This is a genomic window from Legionella donaldsonii (genome assembly GCF_900452385.1).
GTDB lineage: Bacteria > Pseudomonadota > Gammaproteobacteria > Legionellales > Legionellaceae > Tatlockia > Tatlockia donaldsonii.
Genome location: NZ_UGOA01000001.1, coordinates 2,250,775 through 2,270,299, shown reverse-complemented (window position 1 = coordinate 2,270,299; position 19,525 = coordinate 2,250,775). Strand labels below are relative to the sequence as shown.

Genomic DNA, 19,525 nt, shown 5'->3' with positions numbered 1-19,525 from the left:
GAGGGGCTAATGACGCCTGAAACAGTCGTATCGCTCTTTAGTGAAAGTGTATATGTAATGATTATCATGCTGACGGTCTTGATTGTTCCAGGACTTATTGTTGGTTTATTGGTTGCCATGTTCCAGGCGGCGACTCAAATTAACGAGATGAGTTTAAGCTTTATTCCTAAGTTATTTATTACTTTTTTGGTATTGGTTTTTGCCGGACCGTGGTTATTGAAAACCATCATGAACTATACCGATAATTTGATCACTAACATTCCCTATTTGATAGGCTAATCATGAATCTAAACTATCAAACGGTGATTAGTCAGTTTAGCCAGGCGATTTGGCCTTTACTACGTATTAGTGGTTTGTTTATGACCATGCCGTTGATTTCTTCCGTGCTTGTACCGATGAGAATCCGACTTGTTTTTGCCATGACTTTGTCTTTTTTATGTGCACCAGCCATTTCAACAGGCCTTAGTTTTTTGCATTTTAACAGTGCCTATGTAGCCGTTATTGTGCATGAGCTGTTACTCGGTTTGTTAATGGGATTTGTTTTGCAATTGGTTTTTCAAGTCTTTGTTCTTGGGGGGCAAGTGATTGCCATGCAGGCGGGATTAGGTTTTGCCACCATGGTAGATCCGGCAAGTAAAGCAAGTGTGCCTCTAGTCAGCCAGCTTTATTTAATGATGATGAGTTTGACGTTTTTATCACTGAATGGCCATCTTGCCGTGTTAGATGCGTTATTAAGCAGCTTTCGGCAAATGCCTGTAGGTACAATAGGAGTTGGTTTGTCCGCAATAGGCTCGGTGCTGACTTTTTCTGGATGGATGTTTAAAGAGGCTGTATTAGTTTCCTTACCAGCTATCTTGTCACTGCTGATTGTCAATCTGGCTTTTGGTGTAATGACTCGGGTAGCACCGCAATTAAATATTTTTTCTATGGGGTTTCCCATTACGTTGCTAATGGGAATAGTGATTATCCGTATCAGTTTGCCAGGTGTTTCGGCACAAATTGCCGATAGTTTGGAGCAGGGAATGCAGCTTATTATAGGATTATTGCACTGATGGCTGAAGACGAACAACAAGCACAGGAAAAAACTGAACAGCCCTCGCTTAAACGCTTAAAGGAAGCACGGGAAAAAGGTCAGGTCGCACGTTCAAAAGATTTTAATGCAACCTTGATTTTATTATTTTCCGGAGGAGGGTTTTTTATTTTTGGCCATTACTTATCTGACCAATTCATGATGATGATGCGTCAATCTTTTGACTTTAACAGCTCCATTTTAACAACGCCAAATCTAACTTTGGAAAGGCTTTATTTCTTGGTGACAGCAGGATTTTGGGCTGCTTTACCCATTCTGTTATTCATTCTCCTATTTTCTCTGAGTGCGCCGCTTTTAATGGGTGGTTGGGTTTTTAGCCTTGAATCCCTACAACCGCAATTATCGCGTTTAAGCCTGTTAAAAGGTTTAAAGCGAATGGTGTCACTGAAAGGTTTGATGGAAATGGTTAAGTCATTGGCGAAATTTTTATTGCTCTCTGTTGTCGCTATTTTGGTGTTGCGATGGCAGATTCCTGCCTTACTTGCTCTGGCTGGCTTTCCTTTGGCTGGGGCAGTTAGCAATGGCTTAATGATTGTAGCCATTTCCTTTCTGATGATTAGTGCCAGTCTTATTTTTATTGCCCTTGTGGATGTGCCTTTTCAATTACATGAACACAACAAGCAATTAAAAATGACTAAACAGGAACTTAAGGATGAGTACAAGGAAACGGAAGGTAAGCCGGAGGTGAAGAGTCATATTCGGCGTACGCAGCAAGAAATGGCAAAACGGCGAATGATGAGTGATGTACCGAAGGCAGATGTAGTGCTTACTAACCCCTCACATTATGCAGTCGCATTAAGTTATAAACAAAATGGCAATCGGGCTCCGGTAGTCATAGCAAAAGGGAAGGATTTGATTGCCTTGCAAATTAGCCGAGTCGCTCTTGCCAATGACGTACCTTTATTAACACTACCACCTCTGGCACGTGCTATTTATTTTTCTACTGATTTAAACGCAGAAATTCCCAGGGGCCTTTATGTCGCTGTAGCACAAGTCCTGGCTTATATTTTTCAACTTAATGATAAACGGAGCTATGAAAGAGAGCCGGCTATCTTACAAGATTTGCTTATTCCTGATGAGCTAAAACGGAATGCTGAGGAGAGTCTTTGATGAATGCGATTTTACAAACTATACGTCAATGGATGCAGCAAGGGTTGGGTACACCGTTGATGCTCATCATTATGTTGAGCATGATGATGTTGCCTCTGCCGGCATTTTGTCTCGACATTTTATTTACTTTTAATATTGCTTTGTCTTTAGTGGTATTACTAGCGGTGATTTACAGTGAAAGGCCGCTCGATTTTGCTGTTTTCCCCACAGTAATTCTTATTACAACTTTATTGCGGCTGGCCTTAAATGTGGCATCGACGCGTATTGTTTTACTCAATGGTCATACAGGCACAGATGCCGCGGGACAGGTTATCAAATCGTTCGGTGAAGTGGTTATTGGTGGGAATTATGCGGTGGGTTTGGTGGTATTTATTATCCTCGTAGTCATTAATTTTGTGGTTGTAACGAAAGGTGCTGGACGTGTTTCAGAAGTAAGTGCGCGTTTTACCCTTGATTCATTGCCCGGTAAACAAATGGCGATTGATGCTGATCTTAATGCGGGTTTAATTACTCAGGAGCAAGCCATTAATCGTCGTATGGAAGTAGCGCAGGAAGCTGATTTTTATGGTTCCATGGATGGTGCCAGTAAGTTTGTACGCGGGGATGCTATTGCAGGAATTTTAATTTTACTGATTAATATTATTGGTGGTTTGATAATTGGTGTTTTACAGCATGATATGGGGTTCACGGATGCTTTGCATAATTATATTTTACTGACTATCGGTGATGGTTTGGTAGCGCAAGTTCCCTCTCTGGTTCTATCTACCGCAGCAGCTATTATGGTCACCCGTGTATCAACTGCGCAGAATATGGGCAATGCAGTGATGATGCAGGTTTTTGGCAATCCTCGTTCCCTCATCATTGCTGCTGCCATTATAGGCCTTATTGGTTTAATTCCCGGTATGCCTCATATTGCTTTTTTACTGTTAGCAGCAGGCTTGGGGGGGATTGCTTTCTTGCTGATTAAACAAAACAAACAAAAAACAAAGGATGAGAAGGCTGTTGAAAGTAATGCCAATGTAATCAATGAACCGCTTGCATCGGAATTGTCTTGGGACGATGTAAACCCTGTTGATGTGATTGGCTTGGAAGTAGGGTATCGTCTTATTCCCTTGGTTGACAGCTCACAAAGTGGTTTATTGTTAGCGCGAATTAAAGGGGTACGGAAAAAAATATCCCAAGAGCTTGGTTTCCTTATTCCAACCGTTCATATACGCGATAACCTTGATCTTAAGCCTAATCATTACCGTATTAGTTTGGCAGGCGTCATTATGGGCGAAGCGGCCATTTTTAGTGAAAAGTGGTTGGCTATTAATCCCGGACAGGTATTTGGTGAGTTAGATGGTCAACCGACCCGTGATCCAGCCTTTGGTTTGGAGGCAGTATGGATTAACGAGAATCAAAAAGAGGTGGCACTTACCTATGGCTATACGGTTGTAGATGCATCCACGGTGGTTGCAACACACTTAAGTCAAATTCTTGAGCAAAATAGCCAACAGTTACTGGGTTATGAAGAAACCCAGCAATTATTGGATAAATTAGCAACTACGTCACCAAAATTGGTAAAAGAATTAGTACCTGATACTTTATCGCTTGGTGCGGTCTCTAAAGTTTTGCAAGGTTTATTGATTGAACATATTCCTTTATCAGACATTCGCACGATTGTCGAAACATTGGCAGAAGCTGCGCCAAAATCCAAAGATCCTGACTACCTTATCAGTCAAGTCAGGGTTGCCTTATCGCGTCTGATAACGCAAAAAATTAGCGGTTTAAATGAAGAATTGCCAATTATCACTCTAAAACCCGAGTTGGAACAGTTATTGCAAAATACTATTCAGAACAGTAGTCATGGAGTCAGTTTCGAACCGGGAATGGCAGATAAAATACAACAATCCTTGATGCAACTTGCCGCTCAGCAGCAGGCGAAACAAGAGTTGGCTGTACTGGTAGTACAACCTGGAATACGAACTGTTTTGGCACGTTTTGTGCGTAATATTTCCAATAATCTACATGTTTTATCGTATCAGGAAATACCTGATAACAAACAGATACGGATTATTGGTACTGTAGGCTAATAAGGTGGAGGCCTTATGAAATTAAAGCGTTTTGTTGCCAAGGATACACGTAGTGCAATGCAACAAATAAAAACGACCTTTGGTCCTGATGCAGTGATCTTATCCAGTAGTCGTGTTGAAGGTGGGGTTGAAATAGTTGCTGCCGTTGATTTTGATGAATCAGTCATCACGGCAACCGCTGCGGTGGCAAGTCTGGAGCCAACTGGTCAAGCAGGAGGAAAAGATATTTCATCGCCTCTCGATGATATGCGGCAGGAAATTCAAACTTTGCGGGGCATGTTAGAAGCACAATTACGAGGTTATACCGGGCATGGGGAACAGCCTTTGCATACTGTACTCATGCAAAAATTATTGCAGTTAGGGGTTAGTCAACATACCGCTTCCCTTCTAGTCAGCAAAGTTAATCCAAGTCTGAATCAACAGCGTGCCTGGCAACAATTGCTTGGCTATTTTTCAGATGCCTTGCCGATTCGTGATTCACGACGGATAGAGGAGGGTGGAATTTACGCCTTTGTTGGACCTACTGGTGTTGGAAAAACAACCACACTGGCAAAAATTGCCGCTCGTTTTGTTTTGCGTTTTGGTGCTGAAAACTTGGGGTTGGTAACCATGGATACTTACCGGATTGCTGCCCATGAGCAATTAATGGTTTATGGAAAAATTTTGGGTGTCCAGGTATGCGTTGCTCAAGATGATGTTTCTTTAAGTCGGGTTATTAGACAACTGAATGATAAAAAATTAATTCTCATTGATACTGCAGGAATGAATCCAGCCGATGAGCGTGTGGCGGCTCAAATGAATCTATTGAGTTCACGTTTGCATTCAATATCGACAGTCTTGGTTTTACCAGCTACGAGCCACTACCAGGTTTTAAATGAAGCGATTAGTTGCTATCAGCGCGATCGAATCGAGCAATGCATAATTACCAAGCTAGACGAATCATTCGTTTTAGGGGGGGTATTAAGTGCAATCGCAGAAACAGGCATTGAAATAAGTTATTTAACGAATGGGCAGCGAGTACCTGAAGACATTAAGGTGGCTACTCGTCATCAATTGCTTGAGCAATTTATGGAACAGGAACGCAAAGTAAATCTGAGCAATAGCAACGAATTTAAGACTGATGTTGCAAGGGGGATTTATGTCGAAGGCTAAAAAGGTATTGGATCAGGCAGCAGGACTTCGTAATTTATCCCGTTCTAAACCGGTTAAAGTCATTGCTGTGTCAGCAGGGAAGGGAGGTGTTGGCAAAAGTAATGTATCTGTCAATCTCGCAGTCGCTTTAGCCAAGAAAAATAAAAATGTCCTTCTATTGGATGCTGATTTAGGTTTGGCAAATATTGATATCATGCTGGGGCTGCACACCAAATATAATTTATCACATGTGGTGCAGGGACTTTGCCATCTCAGTGACATTATGCTGCAAGATGCGAGCGGAATCCGTGTTATCCCTGCCGCATCAGGTACAGAGTACATGACACAGTTAAGTCCCGCGGAGCATGCTGGCATCATTGATTCATTTAATGAACTCACTGATGATGTCGATTATATGATAATTGATACTGCAGCAGGAATTTCCGACACGGTCTTAAGTTTTGCCCGCTCATCGCAAGAAATCATTGTAGTAGTTTGTGATGAACCTACGTCACTCACAGATGCTTATGCGCTCATCAAAGTCATGTCCAAGCGTTATAACTGGAGTCATTTTCATGTACTGGCCAATATGGTGCGCTCTACCCGTGAAGGCCGGGAATTATTTAATAAACTCTACCGTGTTGCAGAACAGTTTTTAGATGTGCGCCTGGATTATTTAGGGGCTATCCCTTTCGATGAACGAGTCCATGAAGCAGTAAAAAAACAAAAACCAGTGCTTGTTGCTTATCCTGACTCGCATGCGGCAAAAGCACTGCTACAATTAGCTGAGACGGTTGAGGATTGGCCACTGAAGCAATCGCTGGGAGGGAATACCAGCTTTTTTCTTGAGCGTCTAGTGGCTGGGGAACACTGAAAAGGGTGATTTCAGATAGAAACACTAAGGAGAACGTCGTGGATGCTTTGGCAGCATACGGCAAGGTGAACCAACAAACCCAGGAAACATTAGTTAAAACACATGCATTAATGGTAAAGCGTATAGCACACCATTTACTGGGTCGGTTACCGCATTCTGTGCAGCTTGATGATCTCATTCAGGCGGGGATGTTAGGGCTGCTAGAGGCAGTCAGGCATTATGATTCAACCAAAGGCGCCTCTTTCGAGACTTATGCGGGGATCCGCATCCGGGGACATATGTTGGATGAAGTTCGCCGTAATGATTGGGTGCCACGCTCAGTGTATCGTAATGCGCGAATGATTTCCGAGGCAGTTAAAAACGTAGAAAATCGTTTAGGACGAGATGCTAAAGATCATGAAATAGCTACCGAGCTCAAACTAGGCCTTGATGAATATCATGAGATGCTCAAAGATTCAGCGGGAAGCCAACTGTATGGGTTCGATGATATTGGTGTAACAGATGATAGCTTAAAAGCTGAGACAGGGAATGCTTCAACAGAACCCCACATTAATGCCTTACATGATGATTTGATTAGCCATTTGGCGCAGGTTATTGAAGGATTACCGAAGAATGAGCGTTTAGTATTGTCCTTGTATTATGAACAAGATTTGAATTTAAAAGAAATTGGCGAAGTGTTGGGGGTAAGTGAATCCCGTGTCTCGCAAATTCATAGCCAGGCAACGCTTCGCATTCGGTCTCGCTTATCGGAGTGACAAACAAATTATGGACGGGTTGACCTTACTTGGTTTAGTTACAGCGTTTTTGGCGATTATCATAGGCCAGATGATTGAAGGGGGCGATATCCACTCCCTGATGAATTTGCCTGCTTTACTGATCGTCCTTGGCGGCACTCTGGGGGCTGTGATGATCCAGACACCTTTCCGAACGTTTATTCATGCATTCAGAATTCTGCCGTGGATTTTTCGGCCACCACAACAACCTTTTGATAGGAGTCGTGAGCAGTTAATCGATTTGTCTCGGCGCGCAAGGCAATTTGGTTTACTCTCGTTGGAAGAACACATGGAAAGGGAGAAAAACCCCTTAATGCGTCAAGGTCTCGAGCTTTTAGTGATTGGCGTAGACAAACAAACAATAAGGCAAGTACTGGAAGCGGAAATGATCCGCTGCGAAGAGCAAGACTTGCGTGCGGCTCATGTGTTTGAAAGTATGGGAGGCTATAGCCCGACAATTGGTATTTTGGGGGCTGTACTTGGTTTAATTCAGGTGATGCGTAATTTAGCCGAACCTAGTGAATTAGGGGCTGGTATTGCGGTGGCTTTCGTAGCAACTATTTATGGGGTCGGTTTGGCTAATTTAATGTTTTTACCTATCGCTAATAAAATCAAAAGTTGTATTGCAAATCAAATACATCATGATGAAATGATTGTTGAGGGTCTGGTTTCGATGGCAAGCGGTGAGAGTCCAAATATGCTAAACTTGAAGTTAAACAATTATGGACAACATCATCAGCATGCGCGGAAGAAAAAGTAAAGCTGTAGCTCATGAAGACACCCACCGTTGGATGGTATCCTATGCTGATTTCATTACTTTGCTCTTTGCGTTTTTTGTCGTTATGTACGCTATTTCCTCAGTGAATGTGTCCAAATATAAATCGTTAGCTGAGGGCATGCATTCGGCGTTTACCAAAAAAGGGGAACATCAATCCGTGGCCGAAATTGCCTCGCGAAAAGAAGCTAAAAGTGCATTAGAGAACCCTATTCAGGAAAAAGATCAATTTAATGAATTAATCAAAGCCTTGTCTGATTTACAAGATTCTGATTACCATATGAATCCACAAGATGGCTGGATTGAGCTGGATATTAAAGCAGGGGCTTTGTTTGACAGCGGTAGTGCGGACTTACGACCCATTGCCGTAGTGAAACTGATGCAATTAGCTGACGTTATCCGCAAACTCCCTTATCCAATTGCTTTGGAAGGGTATACAGATAATGTCCCCATTAATACACCGCAATACCCTTCAAATTGGGAATTATCTTCGGCAAGGGCGGCTTCGGTGGCTCGTTGTTTGACAACGTTTGGGGTGGATCAGAGTCGTATTACAGTGACCGGTTTTGGCGAGCAGTATCCAGTAGCCGATAACGGTACAGAAGAGGGACGGGCTATGAACCGGCGTGTTAGCCTAATTATTGCCAAAGACAGGACTGTACCACGGCTATTCAATCCGGAAATGAGCTATAAGATTGACAAAGAGGCTGCTGATGACGAGCAAACGCAAAGCAAAGAAGACAATGCGGTTGGTAATAGCCAAACGGAAACACCTAATAAGGATAATAATAAGGAAAACCCATGATAATTTTCTGTACTGGAATAATAGTTGGCGTACTTTTTTTGGGCTTAATGCTACACTATCGCAAGCACTTTGCTGATCTAAGACAGCAGTTGGCTGCGTTAAGCAATGAGGTAAAGCAATATCAACATCACCATAGTTTGTTAGTGAATGCTGATTTAGTTTTCGCTAAACAGCTTACTGGAATAAATCGCCAATTTGTGAGTATGGATAATCAGCTACAGGCGCTGGAAAACAAGCGTGATAACGATGGTAGTTATCAGCATGCTTTGCGTATATTAGAAATGGGTGGGGATAAAGAAGAGATAATTGGTAGTTGTCATCTTTCCAATGCTGAAGCTGAATTACTAATGAACTTGAATGCCTACCGCACGGTAATCAAGAAAACGCCGCAAACTAACCTGTAAATACCAATCACTTTCTTTGCGCAGACAGTTTATTGCCAGTTCTGCGCAGTGGAAATCTATCTATCCAATTATTTTTCACTGATTTGTGAAATGCCCCCAGGAAAACCTTAGGCCTTGGTCAAATATTCTGCCTCTCTTTAAATCTCGAAGCTATCCATAATGAATGTCGCCATGACAAGCAGACCAATAGAATTTTTGAAAATATTTTTATTAGCCTGTAAAAATAGCTTCTAACTTGTCTGTTTTTCCTTCTTGTTTCTGTGTATCATCGGCGACAAAAGTGTACTTATTATTAACTAAAAAAGGGAAAGGATATGAAACTTGCTAATAATGCTTTGCGCACAAAAAACATGATCGCGTTACTCCAAGATATGGGGATTAAGGTAGGGAAGAAAGAGGAGGGCAAGGCTGAAGTTAGCTGCAAGGATGAACTGGTTATTTTGAAGCCAGCCACACAGGAAGAGGCTGAAAATCTTGCCGGAGAGATACAAACACTCCTTGAAACAGGTAAGACAAAACCTGCTATTAAACGGTTCACCCTGAGTGATTTACTCAACGCGGAAATTAATGCCGCTACCTGTACGAATGTTCAAATGACTGAAAAGAACAAACGCTCATTACAGGCTTTATTACCTATTTTAGAACTTGGTTTTGCGCTGGATCCAGAGCAAGAATACCTGAACATTCAACTCCCCTCCATGGCCTATGCGCCTCTGTTTGGCTCTTTGACTTATAAGTACATGAAGCTTGAGGGGGAAACTTTAAGGTTCAATGTTAAAGAATTTTTAAAAGATCATCGCGAGGAACTCGTTTTAATTGATGGGGAAGCCCCCTTATTGTTATGCGATGCGGCTCAATTTGAAAAGAAAAAAGTATTTTATGCGCAAAAACGGTTAAATGAAAACGAAGTAGAGGTGACGCCGCATGTTTTTATTCCCTATGCGGCCAAGCCTCCCGCCTATACGTTTGTTCTAGATACTAGTGGGAGTATGGATGAAAAATATGGGACAAATGGTACACGCCTCCAACAGTTGCAAAAGAGCGTAATAAAATTTGCTGAGGCTTTGTATGCGTTTCACCCCGATGCCACAATCAATATTAAACAATTTAATAGTACAATAAACAATGTTGGTTCCTATAACAAAGGAGATCTAGCGACTTTGCGTATGCAGGTTAACGGCTTAAAAGCAAGTGGAGGGACTAATCTCTTTACTGCCACAACAAACCAATTATCTTCCTTTTCCAGTTCAACAAAGCATACTAATGTTTTGCTCTTTACTGATGGTCAAAATACAGACTCCGCAGAGCAAGACTTGCAATCAAAAATTGAGGCGTTGCAAAATGGTTCGCCTTTAATTCTTGCACGTAACAAATTTTTTATTATTAGTTACGGAGCGAGCCAACCACCAGTTTTACATACTGTTGCCCAAATATTCGGTTCACCAGTTATTAACACAGATAGTCCGGATTTCGTGGCTGCCTTATCGGAGAATGATAAGATGCAGGAATGGGCGGCCGGAAGAGAGTTGTTTACCTGCCGCCTTGTGGTCGAAGCAGAACTCGAAGCAGAACTCGAAGCAGGACCAGAAACAACCTACGCTTGTTGCTATGATTTGTCGGGACAGTTTACGGCGTTGAAACCTGTACGCTGCAAAGATAATGAAGAATTGCATTTAACGCTTGTAGATGGTGATGGTGCGGTAATCCTTGACGATAGAAAACCGGCGGTTAAACCCGTTGTACCTGTTGTAGAACAACTGCCTATGCAGACTCCCGTGTCACCTGGCAGTGTAAAAACAGCAACCAATATGGGAGTATTTAGTGGGGGTACACAACAGACTACAAAACCACCAGTTCAACAAATTACAGGCCAAACACCAGAGGTACCTAGTTTTAACTAGGATGAATCGTTTCCTCCCTGTTTACGGGGAGGAAACAACAAATTATTCAACGCAAAAAAATTATTGCGCTTGAGCGACTGTAGCGGCTATAGCACTTAATTTCACCGGATCGGTTTCGCCATTGATGTTAATAATGTTAAGTTTACCTTCCTCATTCGCTTGCGAATCATCATTAAATTCATAAATTGCCCCAACTACTAATAATTGGCCATTTTTTACCTTTGCAGCAAATTCTTGCAAAGCTATAGCGACTTGATTATTAACATTGGTTTTAGCACTGTCGTTATCAGGAGCGCCTTTAACAATCCGCATGTTATTGAGCTCTTTCACAAGCGCAGGGGCTAATTTTGAATAATCACTGTTTGCCGTATGGATGGCTTTACAATTGGAGTGCCCCACAATTAATAGCAGTGAGGAACCAAGATAGTTTACACCATATTCGACTGAACCGAGGGAAGTAACCAGTTGATTACCTATATTACTAATCATAAATAAATTAGCCGCAGGTGTTTTATTGAGTATGTTGGTTTGTACGGGCGAGTCAGAACATGTTAATACCGTGGCATGGGGCTTTTGATTGCTGCCAGGTTGAGAAAGAGGACTGGGAGCAGGGGCTACCGCTGTTACTGGCACTGGTGCCGAAATAACCTCGGCGTCACTCGACTCCTGTATGGGCGGTGGTGTTATACCTACATTCGCCAGTGCAGCATCACTGGCTCGTCCCTGTGTGGCGATACCAAAAAGTGTTATAAAGGACAAAGTTAGAAAAGGTTTAAACATAGTGTCTTTCTCTTAATCTAAAAGGTTTTATTGAAAAAATAATGTTCTGCCTCAATAAACACTTCTCACTATTCTGATTGAAATATCCAAAGCTAATCATTGAAGTAGAAATAGTGAGGGCAGAAATCATCTTAGCATAATCACTTTTGAAAGGTAGCTTTATCGCTAACAAATAAAGTATTGCTTAAATCCGATCGGAGTTCAGTTTCTGGATTGCCATAAGATTGTTCTCTAAACTATAAAATAAGCAGACATAAGAGACAAATTGACGAGAATTTGTTTATACTTTCCTTTCCTTTTTGCCGTAAACGAGAACGATAATGAGTGCGGACTATGAGTTTTCTCCTCATGACTATACAGCGGTTGAATTGACTAGTCAGAGTCATCCACGGATTCAAGTTTGTCCCAAGTATTTTGAACTGGGGTTTAGCCCAGTGTCTCAAATTTGGGGGCGTTATGCAGTATTAGCCCGATTAAAGCAGGCTCTGAATTTTCTACCAGCAGAATATGGTTTTCTTGTCTGGGATGTTTATAGACCCAGGGCAGTGCAAGCCAAGCTTTTTGATTGGATGAGAGATGAGGTGCGCAGTAAATTCCCCTATTTTACGGAACAAGAGAATTATGAGGAAACGTTAAAATATGTTTCTTTACCAGGCAGGGTAGGTGATAGCTATTGTTCGCCTCATCTCAGTGGGGGTGCTATTGATTTGACCTTGTTTGAGATGAGTACTGGTAAAGAACTGGATATGGGTACGCCCTTTGATGACTGCACAGAAAAAGCTCATAAAGATTATTTTAACTTACAGAGTGAATTGTCTGTTGAAGAGAAAAACATAAAAGAAAGAAGAAATTCGCTAAATCAGGCAATGACTAAGGCAGGGTTTACCTCTTACCAGTATGAATGGTGGCATTTTGATCTGGGCAATTTATTTTGGAGCCGTGTTTTGGGGAAGGCGGCCGTATTTGGGCCACTGTTTGGTGATCTCGAGTGGCCTGCCGAGATAGAGCACACCCTTCATTCTTCACAGGAATAACCCAACAATTCTAAGGATTTTTCCCAATAAGAAGCAATAAGCGGTTTGGAAAACAAATAATCTGTTAAATTAGGAGCCAAGCGGGCTTTCGCTTCCTTGTGTGCATTGCTCCAGTCATTTGCCTCGAAATCACCTCGACCCAGATACATTAATGCGAGCAAATCAATTTTTTGTGCAGGATCGAGATCATTGATGGTTGAACGGACCTCGAGATAAGTTAAATCGTCCTGGTGATCAGCCAATACCTGTGCCCAGTCATATTCATATTCTGAATCGGGCATTTCTTCACCGAAAGTAACCTCTTCTTTACTATGAAATATTTTTGCTTTTTCAATTAAGGCACAAACAATTTCCGGATTAATATTTAATACATTGATATTTAACATGATTTTCTCCACTATCCTTGTATGATGATTTTTAATCCTTTCTTCTTGCTCATGAATTACTATACTTAAGCATAGCTGAAAGCGACAAAGGATGGCATTTCAAGGAGAAACCGTTAACCTCCGGAGAGGAGGTTAGCGTCGTGATTGGTTTAGAGTTTATGCCCATGCTCTTCAGTGTCTGTCGGTTGTGGTGGTGTTTGCTCTGATTTCGCCTGCTCTTTCATGCTGCCCATTTTGGCACGCATATCGGTTGATTTTTCTATGGCAGCAATTCGCTGATCGATAAGTTCTTTTCCCGATTCGAGTTTTGCACGTTTCTGGGGATCTTTTTCAGCCTCTAAAGCCTTTGCCACTTGTGTTTGGATGTCTTTTAAGCCTCCTCTAAAAAGCTGGCCATTCCCACAAGAAAACACATGATCATCAACGGGCTTACCGTTCTCCAATTTTTGCATAAGGAATTCACGCGGGGGCTCTGCTTTTGCTTGGGACTCAAAAAACGCCAAGGCTTCTTGTTCTGATGGAAAGGTAAGAATGTTTTTTGTTGGTCCCTCGGGTTCTTTATTATATTTTTTCTTGAAATCTTCTACTATTTTCTCCCAGTCGCTACTTGGTTTTTCTGCTTTAAATGCAGTTTCCGGTGCAGGTTTTTTAGGTCCATCATCCTGAATTGGCTTTTTAGCTTTTTGAGCCTCTTCTTCAAGGGCTTGTTGTTTTTTTCTGGCTACTTCTGCCGCTTCTTCAGCGATGCTGCGCATTTTTTTTCTTACTTCATCTTCAGGGGTGGACATAATTTTTCTCCAATCTACTGTATTTATTAAATAAATAAAATTAATACAGTTTGATTCAATATAAATCAATAATAAGTTAGAATAGGCTTTCTAGCAAGTTTGCTAAAATTATTATAACGATACCGTATTTAAAGATACTTTGGGGTTTATGGTACGATTAATTGCGATTTTTTTACAATTCTCTGATGTTAAGGGTAAAACTATAGAAAATCCTCTATAGTCGACTGAAGTGGATGAAAAATGAAAATACAAAAAGTAAATTTAAATGATAAATTTGGCTTATTTAGTGATCATTGGTCACCCAAAATAGTAGGCGATTTAAATGACGCACAGGTCAAATTGGCTAAATTTAAAGGTGAGTTTGTTTGGCATAAACATGATAATGAAGATGAGTTGTTTTTAGTAGTAAAAGGAAACCTGCTAATAAAATTAAGAGACCAAGACATTACTATCCATGAAGGGGAGTTTCTTATTATTCCTAAAGGTGTTGAGCATCTACCTGTTGCTGAAGAGGAAGTTTATGTGCTGCTTGTTGAACCAAAGACGACACTGAATACGGGTGATGCGGTTAGTGAGTTAGTACAAAAAGAGCTCGGTAGAATCTGATGATTGTTCATCAAAACCGATACAAGCAGGTCCAGGTATTAAAAATGGTCATTCTATGGCCTGAAATTCGCTTTGATTGTACAATATCGTCCTTTAATAAAAACACAATAGGGTACTCATGTTAGAAGTAAATCAAATCACTCTTGGTTTGGCTGATTTGGAGCAGCGTATTAATGCGCTTAGGGGGTATCTTTGACTTCGATACTAAGCGTGAGCGTTTGGAAGAAGTTGTTCGTGAACTTGAATCGTCAGGAATTTGGAACAACCCTGAACAGGCACAAGCTTTAGGGCGTGAGCGTGCGCAGCTGGAGGCTGTGGTTATGCAGCTCGAAAAATTAACCCAATCTATAGCCGATTTAACAGAGCTTTTTGAGTTAGCGCGTTCAGAAGATGACGAGAGCGCTATTTCTGATGTTGCCGCCGAACTTGCGGTTATCGAACAACAGGTGGCTGGACTTGAATTTAGACGCATGTTTTCCGGAAAAATGGATAACTCGAGTGCTTATCTTGATATTCAAGCTGGCTCTGGCGGGACCGAAGCTCAAGATTGGGCTGAAATGCTTTTGCGGATGTATTTGCGCTGGGGAGAGCATCATGGTTTTACTACAGAGTTAATCGAATGTTCTGCGGGTGAAGTGGCAGGCATTAAAAGTGCTACTATTCATTTTACTGGTGAATATGCCTATGGTTGGTTACGCACCGAAACAGGGGTGCATCGTTTAGTACGTAAATCGCCATTCGACTCTGGTAATCGACGGCATACCTCCTTTTCAGCCGTATTTGTTTCGCCTGAGGTTGATGAAGATATTGATATCGAAATCAATCCTGCGGATTTGCGAATAGATACCTACCGTGCTTCCGGAGCAGGTGGGCAGCATGTTAACAGAACTGATTCAGCAGTACGTATTACCCATGCGCCCAGTGGAATAGTAGTTCAGTGCCAGACTGATAGAAGTCAGCACAAGAATAAAGATCAGGCAATGAAACAGTTGCGCGCTAAGCTCTATGAGATGGAGATGCAAAAGAAAAATGCGGCGCAACAAGCCCTGGAAGCAACCAAATCGGATATTGGTTGGGGATCGCAGATCCGTTCTTATGTCTTGGATCAGTCTCGTGTTAAGGATTTGCGTACCGGCGTTGAGACAAGTAATACGCAAGCAGTTTTAGATGGCGATTTAGATCAATTTATTGTAGCAAGTTTGAAAGCAGGAGTAGGGGAAGCATGATAGAAGAACAGCACCTAGATGAGAGTGAAGTTTACCAAATTCGTAAACAAAAATTGGCTGATTTGCGCAGCAGCGGTTTTAATTTCCCTAACCAGTTTCGTCGTCAATATTTAGCCGCCAGCTTAATGAATCAATATGCTGATATTGAGAAAGAAGTTTTGGCAGAAGAACATATAAAAGTTGTTGTTGCTGGGCGAATTGTCCTGCGCCGTATTATGGGTAAGGCCAGTTTTTTTCACATTCAGGATGTTTCCGGACGTTTACAGGTTTATGTACGGCAAAATGATTTACCAGAAATCTATGAGCAATTTAAGCACTGGGATTTGGGGGATATTGTCGGAGTTCGTGGCGAGTTATTCAAGACGAATACCGGTGAGCTAACAGTGAATGCGGAAGATATCGAGTTATTGACTAAATCTCTACGGCCTTTACCTGATAAATTTCACGGTCTGGCTGATCAGGAAGTACGTTATCGTAAACGCTATGTTGATTTAATCGCCAATGAAGAGAGCCGCCAAACGTTTCTATTGCGTTCAAAACTGATAAAAGCCTTAAGGCATTTCATGGACAATCATCAATTTTTGGAAGTAGAAACCCCAATGATGCACCCTATTCCGGGTGGTGCTTTAGCACGTCCATTCGTGACTCATCATAATAGCCTGGACATGCAAATGTTTTTACGCATTGCGCCTGAGCTTTATTTAAAACGGCTGGTGGTGGGTGGATTTGAGCGTGTTTATGAGATTAACCGTAATTTCCGCAATGAAGGTATCTCAACACGCCATAACCCTGAGTTTACGATGGTGGAATTCTACCAGGCCTATGCTGATTATCGTGATTTAATGGATTTCACTGAACAATTATTACATCATCTCTGTGATGTTGTGCTAGGGACGAGAAAAGTGGAGTATCAAGGGCAACTACTTGATTTTTCAAAATCTTTTTCTCGAATGACTGTTAAAGAGGCTATTTTGCACTATCATCCTGAACTCAGCGCGGCTCAGATTGAAACGATTGATGGTTGCCGAGCCTTACTCGACAATTTGGGGTTCGCTTATAAGGGCAGTGATGGTTTGGGTAAGCTGCAAATGATCCTCTTTGAAGAAACTGTTGAACACCAGTTAATTCAGCCAACGTTCATTATTGGTTATCCTACCGAAGTATCTCCTTTGGCAAGACGTAGTGATCAGGATCCAGAGGTGACGGATCGATTTGAGTTTTTTATTGGTGGTCGTGAGATTGCGAATGGGTTTTCTGAGCTAAACGATTCACAGGATCAAGCAGAACGTTTTCAAAAACAGGTTGCGGAGAAAGATGCAGGGGACTTGGAAGCGATGCATTTTGACAGCGATTACATTGAAGCACTGGAATATGGCATGCCACCGACTGCTGGCGAAGGGATAGGTGTCGATCGATTAGTTATGCTGTTTACTAATTCCCCTTCCATACGCGATGTCATTTTATTTCCTCATTTACGGCAAGCACTTTAGGCTAAAGAGGCAATCGGCTGATTGCCTCTTCTTTCATTCTTATTGTCTGGGTTGGCGTAAATTTTCGGGCAAAGCAAAGCCAAGTGTAGCTCTTTGAGGATTAATATCAATTCCTCCGCGCCGTGTATAGCGTGCATACACAAGTAATTTCTCTGGCTTACAATGGTTGAGAATATCCATAAAGATACGTTCAACACAATGCTCATGAAATTCATCATGATTTCTTAACGAAATAATGTATTTAAGTAATCCTTCATGCTTGATTTTGCGTCCCTCATAGCGAATGAAAATAGTTGCCCAATCAGGTTGGCTGGTGATCGGACAGTTTGATTTCAACAGATTGGAATAAAGAAGTTCCTTGTCAAAAAAAGGCGCTGTTTCTAAAAATTCAGGGGCATAAGTATAACGATTAGTACTGAGATCATAATGGTCAAGATTTATCCCTGCGGGTAAAAGGATTGTAGCTAGTGGTGAGTACTCCCAATGTTGTAGAGTGACTAGAACAGGGACGCCTACTACTTCGCTTAAGTCTTTACACAGAATCTTACTGACTTCCCTTTCGCTGTTAAACCGGGAGGCATTAAAACTATGAAGATAAAGCTTAAGGGATTTGGATTCAAAAATGCGGGGGGACTCGGCCGGAACAATGAATGTTGCCAGGGCAATAACAGGTTTTCCTTTACCATTTAACCAGGAAAATTCATAAGCATTCCAAATATCTTCACCTTGAAAGGGTAGTATGGAGGGTATTTTGATTTCCTGGCGCCGCTCACGTCGCGTTATACTAAATAGGAGTGATTTATCATAACGGGTCGAGTAGACTGTTTTTTTACCGAGAGGAGAATTTTCCAGATTGTTTATTCGTGCCATAATCATGTCCATCCAAGCATAATGGTTAAGAGAGAGCCAGAATATAAACTGGGTTTATCACCAATTAACCCCGTATTGAATACGGTAACAAAATCATTCTTATGTTGTTATTGAATAAATCAAAAAGTATCTTGCAGGAAGAAATGCGAGTTCTTCCTTATAGAAAGGGGATTAAACTTACCTTGCCTAAACACATGGAAACACGAACCCCTGTTTCCAGAATTCACTTATTTGATTTACTAAAGCTGTCGATGAGTGTTTATTTTCTTGATGCCAACAGCACAACCCATTTAATGAATCAATATGGAGCCTTGCTTTGTGGCTTTGATTCAGCAGAGGATTCAAAAGGACGCTGTTTACTGGATGTCGCTGAAAAACAATCAGCGCTGCAATTAATGCGTAATAGTTCTGATGTTTGCATAACCAATACAATTAAGGTTTATGAAGAACGCCTGGTGAATCATGAAGGAAATGAACAATTCATTTTTTCCGTTAAATTCCCTTGGTTTAACCATAATAATCAATTGGTTGGTTCTGCCGGTTTTAGTTTTAATCTGCATTCAAGTTCATTGATTTATTCTTTACAACAAATCAGAGAGTTAGGTTTGTTTCCACATATCACTGCTCTATTGGGTAATAATTCTTATGCGATTAATAGCCTTGATTTTACGGCGCGGGAAAAGGATTGTGGTTACTGGTTAGTAAGAGGCTATAGCGCAAAGCAGATTGCAGCCAAATTAGGTTTGTCTTTTCGCACTATTGAAGACTATCTTGGCAATATGAAAATTAAACTGAATGTTTCTTCAAAACAGGCGTTAATAGAAAAATTAATCGACGGTTTATGAGGGCGGGAGGGCGTGTATGTTGCGCTAATCTGCATTTAACAGCTTTTTCATAATTCTTGTAAGGACTTACAGTACCTAATTTCGTCATTGCGAACCTTGGCGAAGCAACCGAAAGGATTCTTTGTTAGAAACCTGTACTTGGTCGCTTCACTTCGTTCGCAATGACGACAGATCTTATTCGATTGTAAAAAAATAACATACTCTGTGAACTTACTCCGTATTAGCGCGTCAAGAGATATGGCTACGATGGTGTAATGTGTCAGGCTTTAGATATTGATTTTTTTATCATACCGACGATGGCTGTTAAAACGGCTCCCCCAACTAATCCTGAGCCAACATTGCCTAATAATGCGTGAATAGACATATCCCCTAAGCCTAAACTATTTAACATTCCAACGGTTTGAAGGATGTAACCGCCTGCTGCGCCTCCAATAATGCCCGCGATTGAATTACCAAGTGCACCAAGGCTTTTATCTTTCCATGCAGCACCAAGAAGGTGCCCTCCTACTAACCCGCTGACTAAATTTACTCCCAAGCTCACAAGATCCATAACTAACTCCCT

21 protein-coding genes are annotated in these 19,525 nt (G+C 41.5%); 16 read left to right on the top strand and 5 right to left on the bottom strand.

What is annotated here, in order from left to right; all coding sequences use genetic code 11:
* The first annotated feature begins 9 nt into the window (after positions 1 to 9).
* The 11 genes from fliQ to DYC89_RS10225 all read left to right on the top strand — a co-directional run bounded on the left by fliQ (position 10) and on the right by DYC89_RS10225 (position 10,938).
* Positions 10 to 279: a flagellar biosynthesis protein FliQ gene (fliQ, locus tag DYC89_RS10275; protein WP_115221700.1), complete on the top strand. Its 270-nt coding sequence runs from the start codon at positions 10 to 12 to the stop codon at positions 277 to 279.
* 2 nt (positions 280 to 281) lie between these two features.
* The gene (fliR, locus tag DYC89_RS10270; protein WP_115221699.1) at positions 282 to 1,052 is read left to right on the top strand and encodes a flagellar biosynthetic protein FliR; all 771 of its coding nucleotides are present in this window, start codon (positions 282 to 284) and stop codon (positions 1,050 to 1,052) included.
* Positions 1,052 to 2,200, top strand: a complete 1,149-nt coding sequence (gene flhB, locus DYC89_RS10265; protein ID WP_115221698.1) for a flagellar biosynthesis protein FlhB — start codon at positions 1,052 to 1,054, stop codon at positions 2,198 to 2,200. The genes fliR and flhB overlap by 1 nt, the downstream gene beginning before the upstream one ends.
* On the top strand, positions 2,200 to 4,275 hold the full coding sequence (gene flhA, locus DYC89_RS10260; RefSeq protein WP_115221697.1) for a flagellar biosynthesis protein FlhA: 2,076 nt from the start codon (positions 2,200 to 2,202) through the stop codon (positions 4,273 to 4,275). The genes flhB and flhA overlap by 1 nt, the downstream gene beginning before the upstream one ends.
* 15 nt (positions 4,276 to 4,290) lie before the next feature.
* Positions 4,291 to 5,427 (top strand): flagellar biosynthesis protein FlhF, encoded by a 1,137-nt coding sequence (gene flhF / locus DYC89_RS10255; protein ID WP_115221696.1) that lies wholly within the window; start codon positions 4,291 to 4,293, stop codon positions 5,425 to 5,427.
* Positions 5,414 to 6,280, top strand: a complete 867-nt coding sequence (locus DYC89_RS10250) for a MinD/ParA family protein (RefSeq protein WP_115221695.1) — start codon at positions 5,414 to 5,416, stop codon at positions 6,278 to 6,280. The genes flhF and DYC89_RS10250 overlap by 14 nt, the downstream gene beginning before the upstream one ends.
* A gap of 38 nt (positions 6,281 to 6,318) precedes the next feature.
* Complete coding sequence (locus DYC89_RS10245; protein ID WP_115221694.1) at positions 6,319 to 7,035, top strand: RNA polymerase sigma factor FliA; 717 nt, start codon at positions 6,319 to 6,321, stop codon at positions 7,033 to 7,035.
* Between the two features lie 10 nt (positions 7,036 to 7,045).
* Entirely contained in the window at positions 7,046 to 7,813 is a 768-nt protein-coding gene (locus DYC89_RS10240) for a flagellar motor protein (protein WP_115221693.1), read from the top strand.
* Positions 7,776 to 8,633 carry an OmpA family protein gene (locus tag DYC89_RS10235; RefSeq protein ID WP_245953979.1) on the top strand — a complete coding sequence of 286 codons (858 nt, stop codon included), beginning with the start codon at positions 7,776 to 7,778 and terminating at the stop codon, positions 8,631 to 8,633. Before DYC89_RS10240 ends, DYC89_RS10235 begins: the two co-directional genes overlap by 38 nt.
* Positions 8,630 to 9,037: a DUF2802 domain-containing protein gene (locus DYC89_RS10230; RefSeq protein ID WP_115221691.1), complete on the top strand. Its 408-nt coding sequence runs from the start codon at positions 8,630 to 8,632 to the stop codon at positions 9,035 to 9,037. The genes DYC89_RS10235 and DYC89_RS10230 overlap by 4 nt, the downstream gene beginning before the upstream one ends.
* Positions 9,038 to 9,351: 314 nt before the next feature.
* Positions 9,352 to 10,938, top strand: coding sequence for a VWA domain-containing protein (locus tag DYC89_RS10225; protein WP_115221690.1), 1,587 nt, complete (start codon positions 9,352 to 9,354; stop codon positions 10,936 to 10,938).
* Positions 10,939 to 10,998: 60 nt separating this feature from the next.
* Here DYC89_RS10225 and DYC89_RS10220 read toward each other — a convergent pair whose 3' ends face one another.
* The gene (locus tag DYC89_RS10220; protein WP_115221689.1) at positions 10,999 to 11,718 is read right to left on the bottom strand and encodes a carbonic anhydrase; all 720 of its coding nucleotides are present in this window, start codon (positions 11,716 to 11,718) and stop codon (positions 10,999 to 11,001) included.
* Positions 11,719 to 12,038: 320 nt separating this feature from the next.
* Between DYC89_RS10220 and DYC89_RS10215 the strand changes: the two genes are divergently transcribed.
* Complete coding sequence (locus DYC89_RS10215; protein WP_115221688.1) at positions 12,039 to 12,752, top strand: M15 family metallopeptidase; 714 nt, start codon at positions 12,039 to 12,041, stop codon at positions 12,750 to 12,752.
* Here the strand turns inward: DYC89_RS10215 and DYC89_RS10210 are convergent.
* Positions 12,734 to 13,138 carry a DUF3775 domain-containing protein gene (locus tag DYC89_RS10210; RefSeq protein ID WP_115221687.1) on the bottom strand — a complete coding sequence of 135 codons (405 nt, stop codon included), beginning with the start codon at positions 13,136 to 13,138 and terminating at the stop codon, positions 12,734 to 12,736. The genes DYC89_RS10215 and DYC89_RS10210 overlap by 19 nt on opposite strands.
* 149 nt (positions 13,139 to 13,287) lie before the next feature.
* Entirely contained in the window at positions 13,288 to 13,995 is a 708-nt protein-coding gene (locus DYC89_RS10205) for a hypothetical protein (protein WP_147285501.1), read from the bottom strand.
* Between the two features lie 171 nt (positions 13,996 to 14,166).
* On the opposite strand from DYC89_RS10205, the gene DYC89_RS10200 reads away from it, so the two are divergent.
* The 3 genes from DYC89_RS10200 (at position 14,167) to lysS (ending at position 17,248) form a co-directional block, all read left to right on the top strand.
* Complete coding sequence (locus tag DYC89_RS10200; RefSeq protein ID WP_220271775.1) at positions 14,167 to 14,532, top strand: cupin domain-containing protein; 366 nt, start codon at positions 14,167 to 14,169, stop codon at positions 14,530 to 14,532.
* Positions 14,533 to 14,650: 118 nt separating this feature from the next.
* Positions 14,651 to 15,758, top strand: a protein-coding gene (gene prfB / locus DYC89_RS10195; protein WP_115221685.1) for a peptide chain release factor 2 whose coding sequence is annotated in 2 segments (ribosomal slippage) — positions 14,651 to 14,725 and positions 14,727 to 15,758 — 1,107 coding nt in all. Because the reading frame shifts where the segments join, the coding sequence is not laid out codon by codon here.
* Positions 15,755 to 17,248 carry a lysine--tRNA ligase gene (gene lysS / locus DYC89_RS10190; protein ID WP_115221684.1) on the top strand — a complete coding sequence of 498 codons (1,494 nt, stop codon included), beginning with the start codon at positions 15,755 to 15,757 and terminating at the stop codon, positions 17,246 to 17,248. Before prfB ends, lysS begins: the two co-directional genes overlap by 4 nt.
* Positions 17,249 to 17,287: 39 nt before the next feature.
* Here lysS and queF read toward each other — a convergent pair whose 3' ends face one another.
* The gene (gene queF, locus DYC89_RS10185) at positions 17,288 to 18,118 is read right to left on the bottom strand and encodes an NADPH-dependent 7-cyano-7-deazaguanine reductase QueF (protein WP_220271774.1); all 831 of its coding nucleotides are present in this window, start codon (positions 18,116 to 18,118) and stop codon (positions 17,288 to 17,290) included.
* A 101-nt stretch (positions 18,119 to 18,219) separates the two neighbouring features.
* On the opposite strand from queF, the gene DYC89_RS10180 reads away from it, so the two are divergent.
* Entirely contained in the window at positions 18,220 to 18,963 is a 744-nt protein-coding gene (locus DYC89_RS10180; RefSeq protein ID WP_115221682.1) for a helix-turn-helix transcriptional regulator, read from the top strand.
* A gap of 259 nt (positions 18,964 to 19,222) precedes the next feature.
* Here the strand turns inward: DYC89_RS10180 and DYC89_RS10175 are convergent, their stop codons facing one another.
* Positions 19,223 to 19,513 carry a hypothetical protein gene (locus DYC89_RS10175; protein WP_115221681.1) on the bottom strand — a complete coding sequence of 97 codons (291 nt, stop codon included), beginning with the start codon at positions 19,511 to 19,513 and terminating at the stop codon, positions 19,223 to 19,225.
* Positions 19,514 to 19,525 lie beyond the last annotated feature (12 nt).